22 protein-coding genes are annotated in these 23,905 nt (G+C 58.6%); 9 read left to right on the top strand and 13 right to left on the bottom strand.

Annotated features, from left to right (window positions below):
• From GA830_RS08880 to GA830_RS08890, 3 genes are all read right to left on the bottom strand, one after another.
• Complete coding sequence (locus tag GA830_RS08880; protein ID WP_195164665.1) at positions 1-387, bottom strand: DoxX family protein; 387 nt, start codon at positions 385-387, stop codon at positions 1-3.
• Positions 388-756: 369 nt separating this feature from the next.
• Entirely contained in the window at positions 757-2,154 is a 1,398-nt protein-coding gene (fumC, locus tag GA830_RS08885; RefSeq protein ID WP_195164666.1) for a class II fumarate hydratase, read from the bottom strand.
• A 113-nt stretch (positions 2,155-2,267) separates the two neighbouring features.
• The gene (locus GA830_RS08890; RefSeq protein WP_195164667.1) at positions 2,268-3,026 is read right to left on the bottom strand and encodes an NIPSNAP family protein; all 759 of its coding nucleotides are present in this window, start codon (positions 3,024-3,026) and stop codon (positions 2,268-2,270) included.
• A 132-nt stretch (positions 3,027-3,158) separates the two neighbouring features.
• Here GA830_RS08890 and GA830_RS08895 point away from each other — a divergent pair, with 132 nt between their 5' ends.
• The 3 genes from GA830_RS08895 (at position 3,159) to GA830_RS19960 (ending at position 4,699) form a co-directional block, all read left to right on the top strand.
• The gene (locus GA830_RS08895) at positions 3,159-3,764 is read left to right on the top strand and encodes a TetR/AcrR family transcriptional regulator (protein ID WP_258045622.1); all 606 of its coding nucleotides are present in this window, start codon (positions 3,159-3,161) and stop codon (positions 3,762-3,764) included.
• A gap of 78 nt (positions 3,765-3,842) precedes the next feature.
• The gene (locus GA830_RS19955; RefSeq protein ID WP_258045623.1) at positions 3,843-4,157 is read left to right on the top strand and encodes a helix-turn-helix domain-containing protein; all 315 of its coding nucleotides are present in this window, start codon (positions 3,843-3,845) and stop codon (positions 4,155-4,157) included.
• Positions 4,154-4,699 carry an AraC family transcriptional regulator gene (locus GA830_RS19960; RefSeq protein WP_258045624.1) on the top strand — a complete coding sequence of 182 codons (546 nt, stop codon included), beginning with the start codon at positions 4,154-4,156 and terminating at the stop codon, positions 4,697-4,699. The genes GA830_RS19955 and GA830_RS19960 overlap by 4 nt, the downstream gene beginning before the upstream one ends.
• A gap of 558 nt (positions 4,700-5,257) precedes the next feature.
• Here the strand turns inward: GA830_RS19960 and GA830_RS08905 are convergent.
• The 4 genes from GA830_RS08905 to GA830_RS08920 form a co-directional block, all read right to left on the bottom strand.
• Positions 5,258-6,733, bottom strand: coding sequence for a protein adenylyltransferase SelO (locus GA830_RS08905; RefSeq protein ID WP_195164861.1), 1,476 nt, complete (start codon positions 6,731-6,733; stop codon positions 5,258-5,260).
• Positions 6,734-6,860: 127 nt separating this feature from the next.
• The gene (locus GA830_RS08910; protein ID WP_195164668.1) at positions 6,861-7,040 is read right to left on the bottom strand and encodes a CsbD family protein; all 180 of its coding nucleotides are present in this window, start codon (positions 7,038-7,040) and stop codon (positions 6,861-6,863) included.
• An 83-nt stretch (positions 7,041-7,123) separates the two neighbouring features.
• On the bottom strand, positions 7,124-7,900 hold the full coding sequence (locus GA830_RS08915; protein ID WP_195164669.1) for a sulfite exporter TauE/SafE family protein: 777 nt from the start codon (positions 7,898-7,900) through the stop codon (positions 7,124-7,126).
• Between the two features lie 128 nt (positions 7,901-8,028).
• Positions 8,029-8,382 (bottom strand): DUF4406 domain-containing protein, encoded by a 354-nt coding sequence (locus GA830_RS08920; RefSeq protein ID WP_195164862.1) that lies wholly within the window; start codon positions 8,380-8,382, stop codon positions 8,029-8,031.
• 107 nt (positions 8,383-8,489) lie between these two features.
• On the opposite strand from GA830_RS08920, the gene GA830_RS08925 reads away from it, so the two are divergent.
• Complete coding sequence (locus tag GA830_RS08925; RefSeq protein WP_195164670.1) at positions 8,490-9,248, top strand: DeoR/GlpR family DNA-binding transcription regulator; 759 nt, start codon at positions 8,490-8,492, stop codon at positions 9,246-9,248.
• Between the two features lie 80 nt (positions 9,249-9,328).
• Here the strand turns inward: GA830_RS08925 and groL are convergent, their stop codons facing one another.
• The 5 genes from groL to GA830_RS08950 form a co-directional block, all read right to left on the bottom strand.
• Complete coding sequence (gene groL / locus GA830_RS08930; protein ID WP_195164671.1) at positions 9,329-10,987, bottom strand: chaperonin GroEL; 1,659 nt, start codon at positions 10,985-10,987, stop codon at positions 9,329-9,331.
• A 59-nt stretch (positions 10,988-11,046) separates the two neighbouring features.
• Complete coding sequence (gene groES / locus GA830_RS08935; protein ID WP_195164672.1) at positions 11,047-11,343, bottom strand: co-chaperone GroES; 297 nt, start codon at positions 11,341-11,343, stop codon at positions 11,047-11,049.
• 456 nt (positions 11,344-11,799) lie between these two features.
• Positions 11,800-12,852 (bottom strand): rhamnan synthesis F family protein, encoded by a 1,053-nt coding sequence (locus GA830_RS08940; RefSeq protein ID WP_195164673.1) that lies wholly within the window; start codon positions 12,850-12,852, stop codon positions 11,800-11,802.
• Between the two features lie 409 nt (positions 12,853-13,261).
• Positions 13,262-13,891, bottom strand: a complete 630-nt coding sequence (locus tag GA830_RS08945; RefSeq protein ID WP_195164674.1) for a LysE family translocator — start codon at positions 13,889-13,891, stop codon at positions 13,262-13,264.
• Positions 13,892-13,992: 101 nt separating this feature from the next.
• Positions 13,993-15,762 (bottom strand): TadE/TadG family type IV pilus assembly protein, encoded by a 1,770-nt coding sequence (locus tag GA830_RS08950; protein WP_195164675.1) that lies wholly within the window; start codon positions 15,760-15,762, stop codon positions 13,993-13,995.
• 235 nt (positions 15,763-15,997) lie between these two features.
• On the opposite strand from GA830_RS08950, the gene GA830_RS08955 reads away from it, so the two are divergent.
• The 5 genes from GA830_RS08955 (at position 15,998) to GA830_RS08975 (ending at position 23,258) form a co-directional block, all read left to right on the top strand.
• Entirely contained in the window at positions 15,998-16,858 is an 861-nt protein-coding gene (locus GA830_RS08955) for a TIGR01459 family HAD-type hydrolase (RefSeq protein ID WP_195164676.1), read from the top strand.
• Positions 16,859-16,868: 10 nt separating this feature from the next.
• Entirely contained in the window at positions 16,869-17,849 is a 981-nt protein-coding gene (locus GA830_RS08960; RefSeq protein WP_258045626.1) for a bifunctional riboflavin kinase/FAD synthetase, read from the top strand.
• Positions 17,850-17,975: 126 nt separating this feature from the next.
• Positions 17,976-18,791 carry a MipA/OmpV family protein gene (locus GA830_RS08965; RefSeq protein WP_195164678.1) on the top strand — a complete coding sequence of 272 codons (816 nt, stop codon included), beginning with the start codon at positions 17,976-17,978 and terminating at the stop codon, positions 18,789-18,791.
• A gap of 320 nt (positions 18,792-19,111) precedes the next feature.
• Positions 19,112-22,231, top strand: a complete 3,120-nt coding sequence (gene ileS, locus GA830_RS08970) for an isoleucine--tRNA ligase (RefSeq protein ID WP_195164679.1) — start codon at positions 19,112-19,114, stop codon at positions 22,229-22,231.
• Positions 22,232-22,583: 352 nt separating this feature from the next.
• On the top strand, positions 22,584-23,258 hold the full coding sequence (locus GA830_RS08975; protein ID WP_374939314.1) for a hypothetical protein: 675 nt from the start codon (positions 22,584-22,586) through the stop codon (positions 23,256-23,258).
• Positions 23,259-23,301: 43 nt separating this feature from the next.
• On the opposite strand, the gene GA830_RS08980 is transcribed toward GA830_RS08975, so the two are convergent.
• Positions 23,302-23,751, bottom strand: coding sequence for a nucleoside deaminase (locus GA830_RS08980; protein ID WP_195164681.1), 450 nt, complete (start codon positions 23,749-23,751; stop codon positions 23,302-23,304).
• Between the last annotated feature and the right edge of the window lie 154 nt (positions 23,752-23,905).

Genomic DNA, 23,905 nt, shown 5'->3' on the forward strand with positions numbered 1-23,905 from the left:
TCAGCCGCGCTTGGCGTCTACCGAATAGAGGCCAGCACCGGCAGCTGCCAGAATGAAGAAGCCGCCGGCCACGCCGAGGTTTTTCTGCAGCAGCAAAACCTGCATCGGATCGCCAAAGTTCATATGCGCCAGCGCAGTTGCAGCCAGCGTAAATACGCCGAGCGCAAGGGCGGCAATGCGTGTCTGGAAGCCGATCAAAATGGCAATGCCGCCTAGCAGTTCAAGCAGTCCCACCAGAACAGCAACGATCATCGGTGCGGGCAGGCCCAGGCTTCCAAAAAAGCCAGCCGTGCCGGCAAGGCCCATCAGCTTGGAAAAGCCGGCGAGAATGAACATGATGGAAAGCAGGATACGACCGAGAAGGATGAGGGCAGAATTGTTCGACATGGTGGCTCCGTTGAAAATGTTTGGAGCGTATCTCTATGCGAATTCAATCGTTCACAATACCCGCCAAATTGCATACGCAGCGTTCACCTAAACGAGGCGTTGGCAGTCAAAGCTTGAGCCCTCTGCGCGATGAACTTTTCCGCGTGTTGATGTCCTCAACAAGCGCGTCATCCCATGCAGGACCCGACAAAAGGCTGCTGATGATGTTGGGCTGGCTCGAACCAGGAGAGAATTTTCCTTGCTCCAGCTTGGCCCGCGAGTGGTAAGCCTGCGGGAGCTGATACCATGTTGATACAATCCAGTGGTGCGATCTGCCGAGCACTTTATCCTCCCGTTTGATCGTAGACGGAAAGTATTACATTCACAAAGTTACCCCGGATGCGTCATGTCCTCTGGTCGCACTATGCGGTCATAGTCTGCGCCGCTCACCAAGCCGGTCGCCAGCGCTTCTTCACGCAGTGTCGTGCCGTTCTTATGTGCGGTCTTGGCGATTTTTGCTGCCGCATCATAGCCGATGGTCGGCGCGAGCGCGGTTACCAGCATCAGCGAGCGATCAAGTGCGGCTTTGATATTGTCTTCACGCGCCTCGATGCCAACCACACAATTATCGGTGAACGAAACCACGGAATCGCTGAGCAACTGCACGGATTGCAGGAAATTATAGGCCATCAACGGATTGTAGACGTTCAGCTCAAAATGTCCCTGGCTGCCCGCAACGGTTATGGCTGTCTGGTTGCCGAACACCTGCACGCAAACCTGCGTCAGCGCCTCGCACTGGGTCGGGTTTACCTTGCCCGGCATGATGGAAGAGCCAGGCTCGTTTTCAGGAAGCGAAAGTTCGCCCAAGCCCGAACGCGGGCCGGAGCCGAGAAAGCGAATATCATTGGCGATCTTGAACAGGGCCGCCGCTGCCGAATTGATGGCGCCATGCGAAAACACCATCGAATCATGCGCCGCCAAGGCTTCAAACTTGTTGGGCGCTGTGGTGAAGGAAAGGCCGGTGATTTCAGCAATGCAATCTGCCACCTTTTCAGCAAAGCCAACAGGTGCGTTCAGCCCGGTGCCGACAGCCGTGCCACCCTGTGCCAGTTCCATCAGGCCGGGCAGGGTCAGTTCAATGCGCTTGATCGAGGACGCGACCTGCGCCGCATAGCCGGAAAATTCCTGGCCGAGCGTCAGCGGGGTTGCGTCCTGCGTATGGGTGCGGCCAATCTTGATGATGTGGTCGAACGATTTCGCCTTGGCATCCAGCGCTGCATGCAGATGCTTGAGCGCCGGCAAAAGATCGTGCACCACGCGCTCGGCACAGGCAATGTGCATGGCGGTCGGGTAGGTGTCGTTGGACGACTGGCTCATATTCACATGGTCATTGGGGTGAACAGGCTTCTTGGTACCCATCTCGCCGCCCAGCATTTCAATGGCGCGGTTGGAGATCACCTCATTGGCATTCATGTTGGACTGCGTGCCTGATCCCGTCTGCCACACGACCAGCGGAAAATGATCATTGAGCTTGCCGTCAATCACTTCCTGCGCGGCGGCAATGATGGTCTGGCTGAGCTTTGGGTCCAGACGGCCAAGGGCTGTGTTGGCCTCCGCGCAGGCGCGCTTGACGATACCGAGCGCGCGAACCACTGAAAGCGGCTGCTTTTCCCAACCGATCTTGAAATTGCCGAGCGAGCGCTGTGCTTGCGCGCCCCAGTAACGATCCGAGGCAACCTCGATGGGGCCGAATGTATCGGTTTCGGTTCTGGTCTTTTGAGCGCTCACGGCATGTCTCCGATTGATTGGCACCGGCCTATCGCGTTGCACAATTGGCATCAAGGAAAGAATGCCGGCCAGCCGGATACAAATCGGTTCAGGCGTACCGGCACGGTGTTTGTCTATGCCAGGAGCGACCGCGCCGTCGGCTGAAGCCCGCTGGTCTCCGCCGCACGGGTACACAGGCCTTCCAGTTTCATGGCCAGTTCCGACCACTCTTGCGAGTGATGCTGCGCATCGCGAACTTTGTCCAAAGCGGCAGTGCTGGCAAGCCGCGAGAACCAGACGAACACGTTTTCCTCGGCGCGCACGGGCAACCGGGAAAAGTTGTTTTCCGCATGCTCAGTCACAAAAGCACCGGCGATTTCGGCGCCGAGTGCGGATAACAGCGGCGCCGCCTTTTTGTGGAACAGATCGACAAACGCCTGTTCATCCGCCGGCCGTACGTAGTGGGTGGTGGTCAGCCACGCGGTTGCCGGGACGCTTTGAATGGCCGCCACAGGCGCACGATTATGACCCGTCAGATCAAAACCAGCATCCTCCCACGCCGGGCGTAGCAGAAGCACGTCATCGGACGAAATCATCGTCGCATTGGCCGCGTCCTTGTGTGCATCCCACACCGGCCCGCCGTAAAACTGGGTCAACCCATCGCGCCGCGCTTCCATATCGGCAAAGCCGCGCAGCCAGACAAAATGGTCCGGTTGCCCGTGATCGCGAAACTGCCCCAGCACCGCCATCCCGCAATCTTCCTGCGGCTCCACCAGTTCCCGGTCAAACAGCTCGATCAGCGCTTCGCGTCGGCCGGTGTGGAGTTTGTACCGCCGCAACTCGACGACATGCTGGTGACGCATAGCCGCGACGGGTAGGGCAGAGGTTTCCATAGCTCACTCCATAACAGGGCATTTACCCTGTTATAAACAAACCGGTTGCCCTGTTTTGTCAACCTGCTATCGATGTACCGCGTGATGCTCCTGACAAGTGAAGGGCGTCCCGCCACGGGAGCATCTAGAGAAATGGGAAAACAGCGCGCCAATGATCCGCAGGGAATGCGCAACAAAGTGCTGGATGTCGCTGAACAGGCATTTCAGTCGCAGGGCTACCACGCCACCAGCCTCGGCGACCTGATGAAGGCGGCAGGCGTCAGCGGCGGCGCGCTTCACCACCATTTTCCCACCAAGAAAGCCATCGGGCTTGCGGTAATCGGGGAGCGCATCGCTCAGGCAGTCCGCCAGACATGGATCGTCCCAATCCACGAGGCCCGGTCAGCCCGCGAGGGCGTGCGCACAGTCTTCACCACTGTTGCAGCCGAGCTTGAAGCGCAGAAGTTCGTGCGGGGTTGTCCGCTCAACAATCTGGCGCATGAACTGTCTCTGGCAGACCCTGATTTTCGCATCGCGTTCAACATCATTTTTGGGCAGTGGCAGGCCGCGATTGAACAGGCTTTTGTGGCCGACCAGCAGGCCGGTCGTGAACCCGCCTCGAATGTTGCGTCGGATTTCGCCCTCAAGGCTGTAGCGCTGTATTCGGGCGCTATGTCGATGGCCAAGACCGCGCAGGACCCCGCGCCGTTGCGCATTTGCGGAGCAGCATTCGAGGCGGACGTCGCCTTTGCTCTGTAATCATCGTCAATTCCGCAGGATTTGCCTGCCTTCGTAGTGCAAATATCCTCCTTGGACTTCAAGGCAAAAGGGGATTTCATGCCGAAACGACAGACCCAGGAAAGTTACAATGATCGCCTCAATCGGGTGATGGACCACGTCTATTCCCATCTTGAAGAAGATGTGTCTTTCGACAGGCTGGCGGAAGTCGCCTGCCTTTCTTCGTATCACTGGAGTCGGATCTATCTGGCGATGCGCGGAGAAACCATCGTGTCGACAATGCGTCGGCTGCGGCTTCAGCGCGCCGCGGATCGCTTGGCAAATTCCGATCTTGAGGTCGGAGAAATCACCCTTCGCGCTGGCTACAGTTCAGGGATACTTTTGGGCGGGCTTTCAAGGATGCATTCGGCATGAGCCCATCCGTCTATCGCGAAAAGGGATCTCATGCCGTGTTCCGGGTTGCCAACTCTACCGGCGATAAACGTGCATTTTCGGTGTCTGTGGAGGACTTACCACCACTGCGCTGCGCTGGGATCGACCACAAGGGATCCTATATGGAAATCGATCACGCCATGGGACGGCTTTTCACCGAACTTGCCGCCCGTCAGGCTCTGCCCACCGAACCAGCCATGATAGGTGTGTTTTTCGACGATCCCGATCTTGGTGCGGAAGAGGACCTGCGCTCGCGTGCCTGCATTCCTGTCGCTAGCTCGGTGATCGACATGCCACTCGTGGAGACAATGTTGCGGGGCGGTCTCTACGCGAAGCTGAGCTATACCGGTCCCTATGCCGACATGCGGGGTGCATATCGATGGCTTCTGGGCGCTTGGCTACCCGCGTCCGGCTACGAACCCGACGAAGCACCGATTTACGAAGCCTATCTCAACGACCCTCGCGAGGTGCCGCAAGCCGAGTTGAGAACCGATATCCACCTGCCATTGAAGGCAGTGACATGAATGCTCCAGCGGTTCCAGCTTCGACCGTCGAGGCACTGTCGCGTTTTCCGTCATCGGTGCGGATACGTCTCATGCAGATTAGAACTATGATCTTCGCAGCGGCTGTCGAAGAGGGTGTCAGCCCGTTGACTGAATCGCTCAAATGGGGCGAGCCTGCCTATCGGAATGAAGCAGGCAGGAGTGGAACGACGATCAGGCTGGGGGTTGTCAGATCGGCACCAAAAGACTGCGCCGTACTGTTCAACTGCAAAACGACACTTGTTTGTTCATTCAGAATGCATTTCGCCGACGAATTCACCTTTGAGGGCAACCGCGCCCTCATAATGCCGAGCACAAAGCCCTTGCCCCGCGATCCGCTCATGCTGTGCCTGCGCGCTGCATTGACCTACAGGCGGAAAGGCACAACGGGCACGCCTAGGCAGTTCGCGCATTTCCTATAGCTGCGCTGAGCGGGTCGAGTGGGCCGCTTGAACAGCGTCGGCCCGTCTATGACCGCATGCGGATCACACATGCCAAATTGAGGGCCTGCATTGCATTGCCTGCCACCCTCCGCCGCAATCACGTCCCGCAAAAAGTCTGCAGCACGCGTTCGTGCGGCTGCGGCGGTTCGGCGTAGCGCGCGAAGGACGGTTGGTCTTCATACGGCCTCGACAAAACCTCCATCAGTTCCCCGAAGGGGCCGAAATCATCCTGCTCCACGGCGGCTGAAATCATCGCCTCGATCTGGTGGTTGCGCGGAATGTAAGCTGGATTGACCGCGTTCATGGCGGCGCGTCGCGTATCGTCGTCCTGCTGCTCCTGCCCGAGCCGCTGTCGCCAATTCGAAGCCCACCCGTCAAAAGAGGTGGGATCGCCGAACAGGCTTCGCACCGCTTTGTCGCCCTTGGCACCGCTTGCCGCATCGCTGAGGCGCCGGAAGGTCAGAGTGTAGTCAGCCCCGTTTTCGGCCATGATCTTCAAAAGGTCCTGCACCAGCGTGACATCGCCATCCTGCTCGGTAACCAGACCGATCTTGCGCCGCATACCAGCGTGGAACTTCGTCTTGAACCGTGTTGCAAAGACATCGAGCGCCTCTTGCGCCCGGGCGACAGCAGAATCCTGGTCTTCGGCTAGCACTGGCAGCAGTGCTTCTGCCAGCCGCGTCAGATTCCACTGGGCGATAGACGGCTGGTTGCCATAGGCGTATCGGCCGTTCTGGTCGATCGCGCTGAAGACGGTGCCGAGGTCGTAGGTGTCCATGAACGCACAAGGGCCGTAGTCGATGGTCTCGCCGGCCACCGACATGTTGTCGGTATTCATCACGCCGTGGATAAAGCCCACCAACAACCACTGCGCGACGAGATCAGCCTGCGCCGCAATGACCGCGTCGAGCAGCGCACGGTAAGGCTCAGGACTTTCAGCCGCGTTGGGGTAATGCCGGGCGATGACATAGTCGGCCAAAATCCGCACCCCTTCGACATCGCCACGCGCGGCGAAGAACTGAAACGTACCAACCCGGATGTGGCTGGATGCGACGCGGGTCAGCACAGCGCCGGGTAACAGCGTTTCTCGTGCCACCGTATCGCCGGTTGTCACCGCCGCCAGCGCCCGCGTCGTCGGAATACCAAGCGCCGCCATCGCTTCGCTAACGACATATTCGCGCAGCACCGGCCCCAGCGCCGCACGCCCGTCGCCCCGTCGAGAGAACGGCGTCGGCCCCGACCCCTTGAGCTGAATGTCGCGGCGCGCGCCATCACGGTCAATGACCTCGCCGAGCAGGATGGCGCGGCCGTCGCCGAGCTGCGGAACGAACTGGCCGAACTGGTGTCCGGCATAGGCTGCCGCGATCGGCTCGGCATTGTCCGGAAGCCGGTTGCCGGAAAGCATGTCAATGCCCACCGGACTGGCAAGCCATCCGGCATCAAGGCGAAGCTCTTCGGCAAGCCCGGAGTTCAGCCGGATCAGCCGTGGCGTTGCCACCGGCGTAGGGTCGACGCGGGCGAAAAACCGGTCCGGCAGGTGGATATAACTGTTGTCGAACTGAGGATAGGACATTGACCACTTATACAATCAAACATCTCCGGTGTGGAGAAATGCGAGGCCCTCGGCAGGCGCGTAAAAAAAGAGGTTGCTGCCCGTTCCCGGCGCAGCAACCTCTCGGACTTCAAAACGCCTGAACGGATCAGAGCGCCTTCTTGACCTTTTCCTTGGCATCGCCAACGGTTTTCTGAACCTTGCCCTCAACTTTGTCAGCCTTGCCGCTGACTTCCGTCTTGCTATTGCCGGTCACCTTGCCAACGGCTTCCTTGACCGAACCCTTGGCCTGCTTTGCGACGCCCTTAACCTGATCCTTGTTCACCATGTCCAACTCCTGATGTTATGTTGCAGGAAGCACAACGGCGCCGACCGAATAGGGTTCCGTAAGGGCATTGCAGCGCCAGAAACTTACGCCCAGCCGAGATACTGAGCACTCTGCCATCCAGCCAGTAGCATGATCAGCGTACCCACCAGCCTCAGCAGAATGGTGGCAGGCATCCGCTTTACCACCGAACCGGCAAGCGGAGCAGCAAGCACGCCGCCAACGATCAGGCCGGCGATAGCCGAAAGGTTTTGTGTCAGGTCACCCACATCTTCCCAGTGCCCGGTCAGGATGGCGATCAGGAAGGTCAGCGAGACCGAAAGCGTAATCAGGAATTCGCTGGCATTGACGGTGCCGATCACATAGCGCGGCGCACCGCCTGCGCCCAAAAGTCCGGTGGTGACGATCGGCCCCCAGCCGCCGCCGCCCGCCGCATCAAGAAAGCCACCGACTGCGCCGAGCGGGGCCACGACGAGGTTAGGCACCGGCTTGGAGGGAATGGCGCGGAAGGAACGCAGGATCAGCCATGCGCCCACCAGCGCCAGATAGGTTGTGACCACCGGCTTCATCGCAGATGCGTCAACCGAGGTCAGAACATAGGCACCAAGGCTACCGCCCAGAATGCCGAATGGAGCCAGCCGCCAGAACAGCTTCCAGTCGATATTGCGATGGTAAAGATGCGCCGAGCCGGAGGCAGCGGTGGTGAAAAGCTCGGCGCTGTGAACCGCAGCCGACGCATGCGCCGGCGATACGCCAAAGGCCAGCAGCGTGGTGGATGAGATGACACCATAGGCCATGCCCAGCGCCCCATCGACGCTCTGCGCCAGAAACCCCACAAGGGCAAACAGCAAAAACTCTTCCATACAGTGCTCCCCGCCGTGACGAACTGTCAGGCGGGGCGGAGTGTACGGGTGTTTTTTGCGCTCGCAAGAAAATGCGGTCTCATATTCCGCATCTCCTTGGAACGTCATTGCGCGTTCTGGCCATGATCTCAGGCGGCAGGTACTTCTGAAAGATCAAAATAGACGGCAAGCCCGCGCTCACGCGCCAGCCGCACATCTTCGTCGGCCCCCTTCGAATCGCCGGGCAATCGCAACACCGCATCACAATGCTGCAACAGGCGATCCGCCACCGGATAGGCGAATTCGTCATAGATCGGATCGCTGACCCCGGTCGATCCGGCGCGGTTGCCAAGCGGCAGTGCCACCCATTCACCGATCATCGGCAGATGCCCGGCGCGAAACAACGGCACCGCAATATCTTCCAATCGCGCCAGATTGTCGGCCATCTTCGCTGGGTCATCTCCAGTGCCGGAGCGATATGGGCCGGCAATCAGGATCATCAAAGGCTTTTTACGCATCAACATGAACACACTCTCCTTAAGGAAGGCGGCCTCTAGCAGTTCGCGCAATTTCGTGCAATAGCGTGCATGTTCGTGCACAAGGCAGATAGATGCTTACCACCCAACGCAAACAGCTCATCCTCGAAACCCTGCACCGCGAGGGTCAGGTCATCGCGCGAGAGTTCAGCCAAAAACTATCTCTGTCTGAGGACACGATCCGGCGCGACTTGCGCGAGCTTGCCGCCGAGGGCAAGCTCCAGCGCGTCCGTGGCGGCGCGCTTCCAGCCTCGCCAACAGTTGCCAATCTCACCGCCCGGCGTTCCATGGAAAGTGACGCCAAAGCAAGGCTTGGCCGTACCGCAGCAGGTCTCATCAAGCCCGGCCAGACCGTCATCTTCGATGGCGGCACCACCAATCTTGAGATCATCCGGCATTTGCCAGCCGCGCTTGCCTTCACCGCCATTACCCATAGTCCCACCATCGCTGTGGCCCTGGAAGAATTCCCGGCAGTCGAGGTGCTGGTCATCGGCGGTCGCCTCTACCGCCATTCCATGGTGACCGTCGGCGCACTGGCAGTCGAGCAGTTAAGCCGCATCCGCGCCGATCTGTTCTTTCTTGGAATCACCGGCATCCACCCCCAGCACGGCCTCACCACCGGCAACATGGAAGAGGCGGCAGTCAAGCGCGCATTGCTGTCGCGCGCCGCCGAAACAGTGGTGCTCGCAACCTCCGAAAAGCTGGGGGCAGTGTCGCCTTGCCTCATCGCAGCCGCTGATGAAATAGGCACGCTGGTTGTCGTGCAGCACACATCGGCAGCCAGCGTTGCGGGGCTCGCAGCTAAGGGTATGACGGTGCTTCGCAGCGTCTGAACGGCTCACGCGTGCAAGCCAAAGAAAAAGGGCGACCTTGCGGCCGCCCTTTCCTTGATGTCTGAGCTTTGGAGCGTGGACTAGAAGTCCATACCGCCCATGCCGCCCATTCCACCGCCCATGCCGCCGCCCATTCCGCCGCCGCCATTGCCGGCGTCCTTCTTAGGAGCTTCAGCAATCATGGCTTCGGTGGTGACGAGGAGGCCGGCAACCGATGCAGCATCCTGCAGTGCGGTACGAACAACCTTCATCGGATCGACGATGCCCATGGCGATCATGTCGCCATATTCACCGGTCTGGGCGTTGTAGCCGTAGGTAGCACCCTTGTTGTCGAGGATCTTGCCCGCAACGATGGAAGCTTCTGCACCGGCGTTGGTAGCGATCTGGCGGGCAGGAGCCTGCAGGGCGCGACGCACGATGTTGATGCCGGCCTGCTGGTCAGGGTTGACGCCTGTTGCCTTGATGGCCTGCGAAGCACGCAGCAGGGCCACGCCACCGCCAGGAACGATGCCTTCTTCAACGGCTGCACGCGTGGCGTTCAGCGCATCGTCGACGCGGTCCTTCTTTTCCTTCACTTCGACTTCGGTCGCACCGCCAACGCGGATCACGGCAACACCGCCGGCGAGCTTCGCCAGGCGTTCCTGCAGCTTCTCCTTGTCGTAGTCCGACGTGGTCTCTTCGATCTGCTGCTTGATCTGGCCAACGCGGCCCTGGATCTCGGCCTTCTTGCCGGCGCCATCGACGATGGTGGTGTTTTCCTTGGTGATCGACACCTTCTTGGCACGGCCAAGCATGGCGAGCGTCACGTTCTCAAGCTTGATGCCGAGATCTTCCGAGATAACCTGGCCACCGGTCAGGATCGCGATGTCTTCCAGCATGGCCTTGCGGCGGTCGCCGAAGCCAGGAGCCTTGACGGCAGCAATCTTCAGGCCGCCACGCAGCTTGTTGACCACCAGCGTTGCAAGAGCTTCGCCTTCAACGTCTTCCGAGATGATGAGCAGTGGCTTGGAGGTCTGAACAACAGCCTCGAGCACTGGCAACATCGCCTGAAGGTTGGAGAGCTTCTTCTCGTGCAGCAGGATGTAGACGTCTTCCAGGTCAGCAACCATCTTGTCTGGGTTGGTGACGAAGTAAGGCGACAGGTAGCCGCGGTCGAACTGCATGCCTTCGACGACTTCCAGTTCGGTCTCTGCAGTCTTGGCTTCCTCGACGGTGATGACACCCTCGTTGCCGACCTTCTGCATTGCCTTGGCAATCATCTCGCCGATTTCGGTTTCGCCATTGGCCGAGATGGTGCCAACCTGGGCAACTTCCTCGGAGGTCTTGATCTTCTTGGTGGTCTTGTTGAGGAACGCAACAACTTCCAACACAGCAAGGTCGATGCCGCGCTTGAGGTCCATTGGGTTCATGCCGGCAGCAACTGCCTTATGGCCTTCCTGAACGATCGACTGGGCAAGAACGGTAGCGGTCGTGGTGCCGTCGCCTGCAATGTCGTTGGTCTTGGAAGCAACTTCACGCACCATCTGTGCGCCCATGTTTTCGAACTTGTCTTCCAGTTCGATTTCCTTGGCGACGGTGACGCCGTCCTTGGTGATGCGCGGTGCGCCGAACGACTTGTCGATGACAACGTTACGGCCTTTGGGGCCAAGCGTTACCTTAACAGCGTCAGCAAGGATATTGACGCCGCGCAGCAAGCGCTCGCGGGCATCGCGGGAAAATTTTACTTCTTTAGCAGCCATTTTGTGCTCCTGGGCTCACAGCCCGAATTCGAATTGATGGTGCGGATGAAGGGCTCGGCTCAGCCGATGATGCCCATAATGTCGCTTTCCTTCATGATCAGAAGGTCTTCGCCATCGAGCTTCACTTCGGTACCGGACCACTTGCCAAACAGGATGCGGTCGCCGGACTTGACGTCGAGCGGAACCAGCTTGCCGGCCTCGTCGCGTGCGCCTGAACCGACAGCGATGATCTCGCCTTCCTGCGGCTTTTCCTTGGCGGTATCCGGGATGATGATCCCGCCCTTGGTCTTCTCTTCAGATTCGACCCGGCGAACGACCACGCGGTCATGAAGCGGGCGGAACTTCGATTTAGCCATGATTAGATATCCTCGATTGGGATTTGAAGGTTCCTCTGTCCGGCAGGCCGGACTCGGTTAGCACTCACAACAAAGGAGTGCTAATCGTGGCGTGGAGATAGTCTTCGGATGTGGCGGAGTCAAGAACACCTGACGATAAACTCGTACCCGGAAACGCCATTTGCTTCCTTTCCTTGCCGAGAAATCGGCTCGGCTTGGTGCTCCTGACGACTTTGGCATTCGCCACGCTGATCTCGATTTCCGTACCGAATGCGGTAATCACGTTGGAGGCGGATAACCTGTCAACATTCGCTGATGGTTTCCTACGCCAGCGACTTCAAGCCATCGCTCTGATGGCGGGCGCTTGTTCCCGCCCATCACACGGAAGCGGTAGGCACAAAAACTGCTTGAGCAATGCCAACCACTATAGGGTCGTGCGCCTGTTTTCTCTCCAGTACAGATATAGCAATTGCATCGCTATTTTATGCCTGCAGAGAATTTTATCTTGTCCAGGAAATCCAACTGACTCCCCATCCCTTTTTTTCTGATCTCCGTGAAAATATGTTCACGGCCTTCGTCGATTCCGGCCTTGTCCAAAAGGCGCTCAACCTCCCGAGCGTCGAACTGCATGCGATAAACCAAATCCCGCTTCATCAATGGATTTTCCATGTACTTTGTAAAAAGTAAGCCTGCGGTATGGATTGGTGACCGCGTTGCTGCCCTATGGGAGACGAGATTTGCGATCTCGGTCGCTGGTAGAAATCTTACCTCCTGGGTCTGGGGTCGAATTGTAGCAGGCAAGAAAGATGGCCAAGACTTTGCTTCTTTGTCGTTAAATGTTTCCAAGGTAGAGCTTAAATCGGAGAGGCGAAAAACGATATCGATCTCGTTGGTTGTTTGCAAAATCTTTTTAGTGAGAATGGCTTCGCCACGGTTTATCGCCCATACTCGAGAGTTTACTGGGAGGTATTTCTTCCAAAACTTTTGAAATGGCTCAGATGCAAACATTCGACCAGAAAATGAAACACAGAATGATTGGAGATGGTACCTGATTTCCCAATTCTCGAAAGCGCCAACGACGTCTGCAGGGCTCTCGAAAAGACGTGTGATGACCCGCGATAAGCCACGTTTGAAGTAATATACACTGTCGTTGAGGTAAGCCACTTTTTCAGGCTTGGCGGTGCGTGTTATAAACGCTGTCGCATCCTTGTACCCGCCGATATCCATTCCGGCGTTGTTACGAAAAAGAATTGTCGAGACGTGTGGCAGGAGTGAATTCATCCTGTCCTGGGAAAGCTCGTGGTTCACGACCAGAACCACGTTTGCTTGCGCTTCGTTGAGCGCGTTCAACGCGTTCCAGACGTACCACGGCGTCTGATGTTTCTGCCACATAACGAAAATCGCAAAACGGCCAGAATTATAGGTGGCCGTTCCCGAGACTTCTGCAAGGACAGTTTTTTTGTAGGTTAAGTTTCTCCAGTTAAGAGCTGCCGCTAAAACCTTAGGGTAGTGAAAAACCAGCAGCGGCATGAATCTCACCGCTCTATGGAAAACATGGCGTGCTAAAGACATCTATTCCCCTCCGACGTCAGGGGAAGTCACAAAACCCCACGCCGCTGACAACTACACCGCCCAATAGCCGCGACCCACACGTTTGAAGGTTCGAGCAATCCGCTAGTCGACCGGCTAAGTCTCCATGCTCCGTAACGGAAGCCTAGCTGGTCGCGATGCCTTGTTGTTTGACCACGATTCAAAGTCAACCTTTGGATAAAGCAGTGGACCGATTGTTCTGAATCTACCTTACCCAAGGACAAGAGGCACGCTCGCAGATACTCAACAGTTTTTCAAACGTTTTTGTTGCATCGCAACGTGAGCGTCTGGTGATGTTCCGAAACAGTGTTGTGCCAAAGTTCGCTACCAGAACGACCACAACAAACGACTACCGCTGCGCTTCGGTTGCCATCTTGAGCGCAAGCCCTGCCAGCACAGTCGCCATCAGCCATCGTTGCACCAGCGCCCAGAACGGGCGGCCAGCCAGAAATGCGGCAAGCGTACCAGCGATGACGATGAAGATCATGTTGAAGATGATGCTGATGGAAATCTGGACGCCACACAGGATGAAAAGTTGTGGCAGCAGGCTTCGGCTGGTGTCGATGAAGTGCGGCAGGAGCGATAGATAGAGCACCGCGATCTTGGGGTTCAGCAGCGCCGTCATCAATCCCATAGCAAACAGACGTCTCGGGCGGTCAGGTTTAAGGACATGAACCTGAAAGACCGAACGTCCGCCAGGCTTGATGGATTGCCAGGCAAGCCACAACAGATAGACAACGCCCGCCAGGCGCAGCACGTCATAGGCAAACGGCACGGCCATCAGCAGCGCGGTGATGCCGAAAGCTGCCGCAACCAGATAAACAACAAATCCCAGCGCCACGCCGCCAAGCGAGATCATGCCCGCAACCCGCCCCTGGCAGATCGAGCGCGACACCAGATAGATCATGTTAGGGCCGGGTGTCAGCACCATGCCAAGCGCGATAAGCGCGAACGCGACGATATTGGAAAGTTCCGGCATGAGTGGCCCCCGCTGAGGCAGCTTTGGACAGCGAAGATGCGGCGCACCAACGCGGCACGCAATAGTCTGGCGCAACAAAGCGTTGCGCCAGTTCCGACCGATCAGCTCACGATGCGCAGGTTGGAAAGTTCGTTGGCGATTTCCTGGAAAACCTTATCCAGATCCTTGCCGGTAGCGTTCCAGAACAGTTTCCTGCTCGCCGAAATTCGCGAAAAGGATGCACATTCCTCGAGCGCGGCAATCTGCTTCTTTTCATCCGGGTCGCTGCTCGAAAGGTCCAGCGCAACCGTCATCACAATGACGTTGGGCTTGTTTCCAGGCCCCTGCGCTTTGGCGTTGACGCACAATTGCGCAAACTGGGCGTTCATCGCGGTGTTGAAGTTCTCTTTTCGGAAATCGGTTGAGCTAGCGCTGGTGCCTTTGAAGATGCGTGGCTTTTCGGTTTTGTTGTAGGGCACGCCTGCATAGCCATAGGCGGCGTAGGAGGACCGATTGGGGACGCGGTCATAGCCGCTATAAGTCTCACCATAGGTGTTCGCGCCATCGGTCAAAACGATCACCACCTTGTCATTGCCGCGCTCTGCATCCGGGCGCCCCTGGGTAAACGGTGCACCACTCGACAGCACCCGCCAACCCCACGCCATGCCTTCCGGCACGTTGGTGTTGCCCCCTGCTTGCATCGCCATGATCGCTTTCTTGATATCGTCTTTGCCAGACCCCGTGGTGACATTGGTAAGTGGTGTGATCGGTTTGGTTGAGCAGGAATAGTTCGGGCCATCACTGTCATAGGTCGACCCTGTGAAATATTTGCGCATATCGGATTGCCGCGCCTTCGAGTCGCCACCTGCGGAATAGTCCTCGCGCCAGCTATTGTAATAGTACCAGTTCTGGTTCTTCACATAGTTGGCTTCATCCGGCGCAAACATCGGGACGAACAAGCTTTCCGGCTTGCTCGCGGACGGTGTTTCATCAGTGACGTTGAGCGGATTCGGTCGGGCCTCTACGCAGCCATCCCAAGTCAGGCCAAGATCGTCATAAAGGGAAAACCGCGTCGCAAACTTGCCGTTACTTGTACCCCACCCGGTACCCACCTTCTTCCACGCAGCACCGACTTGCTCCACCTTTTTATTCGACCAGGGGCTGTTACTCCCCACCATCGTGGCCCAGTTAAAGTTCTCGTGGTGAACTGGCGAAGTGCCCTCTAAATCCATCCATGTCTTGGATCTGTTGGCAGATCCAATGTTGACCGAAGCGGCAAATGGGACCAGCGCGAACTGCACAGGATTAACGACCTGTTTCAGCGCCTCGCCTTCCTTGGCAATATTGTCCACCAAGTCGCTGGCGGCAGTTTTCAACAGGTCAATGCGTTTCTTGGTCGAGCCACTGCCCAGGTAGTCCATCGAGCCCGAATTATCGAGAACGAGGGCGACTTCAATCGTGTTTTTCAGTCGAACGCTGGTGCACGCATTAAACTTGATCTGATCCTCACCCTTGCCCATCAACTTATAAAAAACCGGGGCAAAATAGGGGTGATAGATAAGGTCGGAACACAGTTTCAGCGTGCCACCGCCAGTTTGTGCCGATGGAAACTCAACGTTCAGCGCCGTATCCGCGACTTTGATAGCGTTCGAGAGGTTGGCCTGGAAAAAATCATTGGCATATTTCGTCAGGGCGGCTTCGTTTCCGCCGGAAATGATTTGTTTGGCCGTGGCGATACCCGCCGCATCAAGCGAATTGATCATCAGCTGCCGCTGACGCGACATTTCCGAATAGTCGATCCCGAGCGTCAGAGCGCCCATGATAGGAACGATGGAAATCGCGGTAATGATCGCGAAATTGCCGCGTGTGTCGTTCAGAAATCTGCGAAACATTGCAAAAGCACCCCTGCCGAGCCCGATAACAGGCCTGCACTGTTGCAGAAATTCGTTAAGCCCCGGTTCTGATTTCGATCCGAACGCGAACTGCATGTTTACCACGCATTAACCGATCGCCATGGCGGTTGGAGGGTCGCGACGTGACTCAGGTGCGCACAAGAAAGCGAAAGCCGGTGACAGACCATGCGGCTTGGGTTAAGCGGGGGCGCTTTTGCCAGACAAGGGGGACAAGATGCCGACTTCGCCCAAGATGATCAGTTCCCTCAATGATCTGACCGACCGTTATGGCGTTCTTCTCTGCGATGTCTGGGGCGTCGTTCACAATGGCGTATCTGCCTTCGAGGAGGCGAGTGCGGCGCTGTCGGGCGCCCGCGACAAGGGCCTCGCTGTGGTGCTCATCACCAATGCGCCGCGTCCGCACGGGTCCGTAGAGGCGCAGCTTGATGTGCTCGGCGTCCCGCGCAGCGCATGGGATCGTGTGGTCACCTCGGGCGATGTCACCCAGGAACTGATCCGCACCGCGCCACGGCTGATTTTCCACATCGGCACGGAGAGCGACAAATCCATCTACGAAGGCATCGACGTCGAACTGGTCGAGGAGTTTGAGGCGCGGGCGGTTGTCTGTACCGGCTTTGCCGATGACGATAGTGAAACACCGGAAGATTATGCCGACTTGCTGCAAAGGCTGCGCGCGCGCAATCTGCCCTTCATCTGCGCCAACCCCGACCTCGTGGTCGAAAAGGGCGACCGGTTGATTTATTGCGCCGGAGCGCTCGCCCGCGATTACGGTCTGCTCGGCGGCACAACACTGATTGCCGGCAAGCCGCACCGGCCGATCTATGAAGCAGCACTTCAGGCGGCGGCGGAAGTTCTGGGCCGTCCGGTCGAGCGCAGGCAAGCGCTGGCCATTGGCGATGGCGCGCTGACAGATGTTACCGGCGGCGAACGCAACGGCATTGATGTGCTCTACGTATCAGGCGGCATCCACGCGGCTGATTATGGTCCCGCTCTCGACCCTGATCTGGAAAAGCTTGGCGCCTTCCTCGCCGAGCGCGGCCACAATCCCGTCGCCGTTATCCCAAGGCTGCGGTAAGGCTTCAACCGTGAGCTTCGTCCACAGCACCGACACCGCCGACCTGCCTGTAGCGTTGCGAGGCGGCGTCGTGGCAATTGGCAATTTCGATGGCGTGCATCGCGGCCATCAGGCGGTGCTGGAGCGCGCGCTGGGACAAGCACGACAAAAATCCGTGCCCGCCATGGTTCTGTGCTTCGAGCCGCATCCGCGCGCCGTGTTCCAGCCGGACACGCCGCTCTTCATCATCACGCCGCCGTCGATGAAAGCCAGGCTGGTTCAGGCGCTCGGCTTCGACGCGTTGGTGCAACAACCATTTACGCGCGAATTTGCCGGCCATTCCGCCGAGGAATTTGTCACCGCCATCCTCGAGCAGAGGCTGGGTATCAGCCATGCCGTCACCGGCTTTGACTTTCACTTCGGCAAGAACCGGCAGGGCGGCCCGGCCTTCCTGATGGAGGCAGGCGCCCGCCATGGGTTTGGCGTCACTCTGGTCGATGCGTTTCGTGACGAGGGTGCCGAAATCGTCTCCTCCAGCCGCATCCGCACGCTTCTGGAAGAGGGAGATGTCGCGCAGGCGGCGGGCCTTCTGGGCTATCGCTACACGGTCGAAGCCGAAATCGTAAAAGGCCGCCAGCTCGGCCGCGAACTCGGCTATCCGACGGCCAACATGGCGCTGCCGGCCAATACTGCCCTGCGCCACGGCATTTATGCCGTCAAGCTGCGCCGCGCCGATGGCAGCGTCCACAATGGCGTCGCCAGCTTCGGCCGCCGGCCCACCGTGGAAGATGATGGCGCGCCGTTGCTTGAAACCTTTGTCTTCGATTTTTCAGGCGATCTCTATGGCGAGGTCTGTCAGGTCTCGCTGTTCGGCTTCCTGCGTGGCGAGGAAAAATTCGATGGGCTGGAGCCTTTGATTGCGCAGATGAAGCGCGATGAGCAGGAGGCGAGGGCGCTTTTAGCCGCCGTCTCGCCTCTCACCCCGCTTGATCGCGAGATTGCCTTCGCCTGATTGGCCTATGCAGCGCCATTTCTTCCCTGGCGCACATCAACGTCGCGGTGGTGGTTAAACTTTTATTTACTGCGAGCACGCACAGCTTATGGTGGCGAAGGCCATGTGTTCTGCGTAAAGGTTTCCATGATTATCAAATCCGGCCTCCGGCTTCTTACTCTGTCTGCCGCACTCACCATGGCGCTGGCGCCGCAGGCTTCGGCCGAGGGCCTTTTCGGCTGGGTCCACGGCGACTGGTATCTCACGCTGGGTGGCGCCGGGTTTGTGGCCCCGCGATTTGATGGCGACAACACCTACCGCATGAATTTTTCGCCGCTGGTCTCGCTTGGCAAGGTCGGCCCCGAGGCCCGCTTCAGTTCACGCAATGACAACATCTCGATTGCCCTGCTGGACACGGGCGCTTTTCGCGCGGGCATTGCCGGCAAGATCATCTTCGAGCGCGACAGCGAAGATGAAGACGACTTGCGCGGCCTTGACCCAATTCGTTTCGGCGGTGAAGCCGGCGCGTTCGCCGAAATCTATCCGACCGACTGGCTGCGCCTGCGCGGTGAAGTGCGCCATGGCATCCGCAGCCACGAAGGTATCGTCGGCGATGTCTCGCTTGACGCATTCGCGGACCTGACACCCGCGATCCGCGTCTCCGCCGGCCCACGCGTCTCGTTTGCTTCAGCCGATTATTTTGACGCCTATTATGGCGTTTCCGCTCAGGAATCCGTCGCTTCGGGTCTCACCGAATACAAACCAGGCAGCGGCCTTAAATCAGCAGGCATCGGCGCTGCAATCACGTGGAAAACCACGGACCGCATCACCACCAGCGCGTTCGGCGAATATCAGCGCCTGCTCGGACCAGCCGCCGATTCCTCGCTGGTCAACGAGCGCGGCTCCAAAAACCAGTTCCTGTTCGGCCTCTCGGCCACCTACCGCTTCAACTTCCAGCTTTAAGCGCTTCGCTCTTTCCTTGCCCCCATAAAAATGGGGGAAAGGTGGCGATCGCAGCGATGCAGAGAGGGGGTGCCCTGCCTCTTCATGGCAACCCTGTCGAACCAAGCCGCATTCTCTGCTTTATTCTCGGCCCCGCCTCGGCTAAAAGCCCGGCCATGAGTTTTTTCGCGCCCGCCGGCATACGAATTATCGGCCCGGTCTTCCCGGCGGCCTGAGGGCTGCCCGGAGTGCCGGGTTTTCGCCTTTGCGCTATGCGCGCTTCCACACCATCTTGAGATCGCATTGCCCGCATTCCTGACGGGCCACAGACTGGCAAGCCTATGACCGAACCGACCGACACAATCGATTATTCCAAGACCCTGAACCTGCCGCAGACGGATTTTCCGATGCGCGCTGGCCTGCCTGAAAAAGAGCCGCTGATGGTGCAGCGCTGGCAGGAAATGGGCATGTATAAGAAGCTGCGCGAAAGTGCAGCCGGGCGCGAAAAATTCGTCCTGCATGACGGCCCGCCCTACGCCAATGGCAACATTCATATCGGCCATGCGCTGAACAAGGTGCTGAAAGACGTCATCACCCGCTCCTTCCAGATGCGCGGCTATGATGCCAATTATGTGCCCGGCTGGGATTGCCACGGCCTGCCGATCGAATGGAAGATCGAGGAACAATACCGCGCCAAGGGCAAGAACAAGGACGAAGTACCCGTCAACGAATTCCGCAAGGAATGCCGCGATTTTGCAGCAAGCTGGATCGCCGTGCAGGCGGCAGAGTTCAAGCGCCTCGGCATCGAGGGCGATTTCGACAATCCCTATCTGACCATGAGCTTCCACGCTGAAGCCCGCATCGCCGGCGAACTTTTGAAATTCGCCAAGTCCGGCCAGCTCTATCGCGGCTCAAAGCCGGTCATGTGGTCAGTCGTCGAACGCACGGCTCTGGCCGAAGCCGAGATCGAATATCACGATGTCGAAAGCGACATGATCTGGGTGAAGTTTCCGGTGGCGGCTTCGGGTCAAGATATTAGCGCGGGAAAATTTCGCATCGACCGTGCTCTACAGGCGAAAGACACTTCACTATCAAGTGAAGAAAAGGCCGAGGCGGCAAAGGAGTACCAAGATACTTACAAGTTGTCGGATGCTTATGTCGTCATCTGGACCACCACGCCTTGGACGATCCCAGGCAACCGCGCTGTCGCTTATTCGTCGCGGGTCTCATATGGCCTTTACCAAGTCACCGAAGCTCAGAATGATTTTGGGCCGCAGCCAAGCGAAAAACTCATCTTCGCAGATTCACTGGCCGAAGAAAGTGCTGCCAAGTCCAAGCTGACCTTTAAGCGCCTTGCCGATGTCAGCGAGCGGGAACTCGCTTCCATCACCCTGTCACACCCCCTCAAAGGCTTCGGCGGCGGTTATGAATTCACCGTTCCGCTGATCGCAGGCGACCACGTCACAGACGATGCGGGTACGGGCTTTGTCCACACTGCACCCAGTCATGGCCGCGAGGATTTTGAGGCGTGGATGGACGCCGCCGGTGTACTGCGCGCGCGCGGCATTGATACGACCATCCCCTTCACTGTCGATGATGCAGGCTACTTCACCAAGGATGCGCCGGGTTTTGGGCCGGACCGCGAAGGCGGGGCAGCGCGTGTCATGGATGACAATGGCAAGAAGGGCGATGCCAACAAATCCGTCATCGAGGAACTGATTGCGCGCAATCTCCTGTTCGCGCGCGGTCGCCTCAAGCACTCTTACCCGCATTCATGGCGGTCAAAAAAGCCGATCATCTTCCGCAACACGCCGCAATGGTTTGTCTATATGGACAAGGAACTGAACGGCTACGGCCTTTCCGCCGATATGGCCACAGGCCAAGGGTCCGACCGGGCCCCGGGCGACCATTCGCCCGCCCCCGCGGAGGCTTCAGCCGTGAGCGCAGGAAAAGATACGCTCCGCACCCGTGCGCTCGCCGCCATTGACGCCACGCGCTTTGTGCCGGCCGCTGGCCAGAACCGCCTGCGCGCTATGATCGAGGAGCGTCCCGATTGGGTTCTCTCGCGCCAGCGCGCCTGGGGCGTGCCGATCTGCGTGTTTGCCGATGTCGATGGCAATGTGCTGGACGATGAAGCGGTCAATGCCCGCATTCTTGCAGCCTTCGAGGTTGAAGGCGCTGACGCCTGGTTTGCCGAAGGTGCACGCGAGCGGTTCCTTGGAGAACGCGCTGGCGAACCGTGGAAACAGGTCATGGACATTCTCGATGTCTGGTTTGATTCCGGCTGCACCCACACCTTCACCCTCGAAGACCGGCCAGACCTGAAATGGCCTGCCGATGTCTACCTTGAAGGGTCAGACCAGCATCGCGGCTGGTTCCATTCCTCGCTGCTGGAAGGCTGCGGAACACGTGGCCGCGCGCCCTATAATGCCGTTGTCACCCACGGTTTCACGATGGATGAACACGGCCGCAAAATGTCGAAATCGCTCGGCAACACGGTCGTGCCGCAAGACATTATCAAGCAATCCGGTGCCGATATTCTGCGCCTTTGGGTCGTCACCACCGATTATTGGGAAGATCAGCGTCTCGGCAAGAACGTGATGCAGACCAATATTGATGCCTATCGCAAGCTGCGCAACACCATCCGCTGGATGCTCGGCACGCTGGCGCATGATGAGGGCGGCGAGATGTCCATCTCGGAAATGCCAGAGCTGGAACAGCTGATGCTGCACCGCCTGACCGAGATCGACCAGATTGTGCGTGACGGTTACAATGCCTTTGAGTTCAAGCGCGTCACCCGCACCCTGATAGATTTCATGGTCGTGGAACTGTCGGCCTTTTACTTCGATATCCGCAAGGATGCGCTTTATTGCGAAGCGCCTTCCAGTGCCAAGCGCAAGGCTGCTCTTCAGGTGGTGCGCACTATGTTTGACCGCGTGGTCACATGGATGGCGCCGATGCTGCCCTTTACAATGGAAGAAGCCTGGCTGGAGCGCTACCCCTCCGCCGAATCGGTGCATCTGGAACAGTTCCGCGAGACGCCGAAGGATTGGAGCAATCCAGAACTCGCCGAGAAGTGGAAAAAAATCCGTCAGGTGCGCCGCGTCATCACCGGCGCGCTGGAAATCGAGCGGGCTCAAAAAACCATCGGCTCCTCGCTGGAGGCCGCGCCCATTGTCCACATCACCGATGCGGAATTGCGCACAGCGCTTGCAGGCATCGATCTGGCCGAGATCGCCATCACCTCGGGCATCAGCATCAAGACTGATGAGGCCCCGGCAGATGCGTTCCGGCTGGATGATGTCAAAGGCGTCGGCGTTGTTGTGGCACCGGCCTCCGGCACCAAATGCGCCCGGTCCTGGCGCTTCACCGATGATGTCGGTGCGGACCCGGAGTTTCCTGACGTTTCCGCACGCGATGCGGCAGCCTTGCACGAACTGCGGGCTCTCGGCCGCCTCTGACCAAACCGTTTTTGCACAGCAAAAACGGCAAGGCCGACTGGCCGTCGCGCCCCGTGGCGCGTCAGCCAAGGTCGCGGATGCGACCGCCGGTGCCTGAGGCTGACAAAACCATTTTCGCGCAGCGAACAATGGCAAGGCCGACCGCCGGCGCCTGAGGCTTAAAAACAAAAAAACCCAGCAGGCTTGTCCGATGGGTTAAGTTGCCCTTCCGCCGCGCTTGCGCTACAAGCGCGGCGTCCGAACGCCTTGTTGTCGCCGGATTTCCAGTGAAGACCGGGGGCCGGACGGTGCCCGGCAGGCGTCCGGAGCGTGGGTGAGGCAATTGGTAGTGAGAAATTTCGGCATGGCAGACATGAAACGCGCCTGGTTTGGCGCGCCGCTCGTCGCATCCACCCTGTTTTTGGCCGGCTGCATGGGTGCGCCCACTTACGGCACCGACAAGACGTCGACCGAACAGCTTGCGTCCGACCTGACCGGCATTGTCTCCATCGCACCCAAGCGTCGCGAGCCCATTGATTACAAGCCCCGCCCTGAATTGGTGAAGCCGGCGCCGGGTGCCAGGGCCGAACTTCCGGTTCCTCAGGACAGCGTCACGGTCGCTTCCAACCCTTCCTGGCCCGAATCGCCCGAACAGCGTCGCGCCCGCATCCGCGCCGAAGTGACCGCCAATCAGGACAACCCGAACTACGATTCGCCGATTGTCCCCGATGTTGCCACCGCTTCGGCCACGCCCAGCAGCGGCGGCTCGAGCCGTGGCGATGATTCTGGCTCCAACCAGTCGATCAACCGTCCCGAATTCCGTAATACCCGCGCAGCCTACAAGAAGCGCGTCGCTGAAAACCGCCAGGGCAGCGCAACCAGCCGAAAATATCTGAGTGAGCCACCGCTGACCTATCGCCAGCCGGCAGCCACCGCTGCGGCAGATGACATTGGCGTAGATGAGTTCAAGAAGGAACGTCGCGCCAAGGCAGCTGCCCGCAAAAAGGGCAGTGGCTGGTCGCTGAAGCAGCTCATTCCGGGCATGTAGTCTGTTCCTCGTCCCCGCGAGCGGGGCGAGGAAATAGAACGCTTCAACCGCGCTTTTCCTGAAAAAACCCGCGCAACAATTCCGCCGACTGGCTTTCGCCAATCCCTGGATAGACCTCCGGCGCGTGGTGGCATGTCGGTCGCCCAAAAAAGCGCACGCCGCTGACGACGCCACCGCCCTTGTCGTCGGTTGCGCCAAAATACAGACGCCTGACCCGCGCAAACGAAATTGCTGCCGCGCACATGGTGCAGGGTTCGAGCGTCACATAGAGATCGGCATCGGTGAGCCGCTCCTGCGACAGCGCAGCGCCGGCCTCGCGGATCACCAGCAGCTCGGCATGGGCGGTCGGATCGTTCAGTTCGCGCGTGCGGTTGCCTGCTTTGGCAATCAATTCACTGCCGCGTACCAGCACCGCGCCGATAGGCACCTCGCCGCGCGCGCCGGCGGCGTGCGCTTCGGACAGCGCCATCGCCATAAAATCGGGCCGTTTCATCGGTTGGCTATCCAAGACATTTCCCTCGCACCTCGGTGGTGTTCCTGTTATCTAGCCGCGCAAGAGCAATTCCGCAAAATCTGCCGCGGCCTTGCACCGCAATCGCGGAAACAATCAAGAGAGAGCAGTTCGACGTTCGAGAAGCGCGAACCTC

Source organism: Mesorhizobium sp. NBSH29 (assembly GCF_015500055.1).
In the GTDB taxonomy this organism is placed as follows: domain Bacteria; phylum Pseudomonadota; class Alphaproteobacteria; order Rhizobiales; family Rhizobiaceae; genus Neomesorhizobium.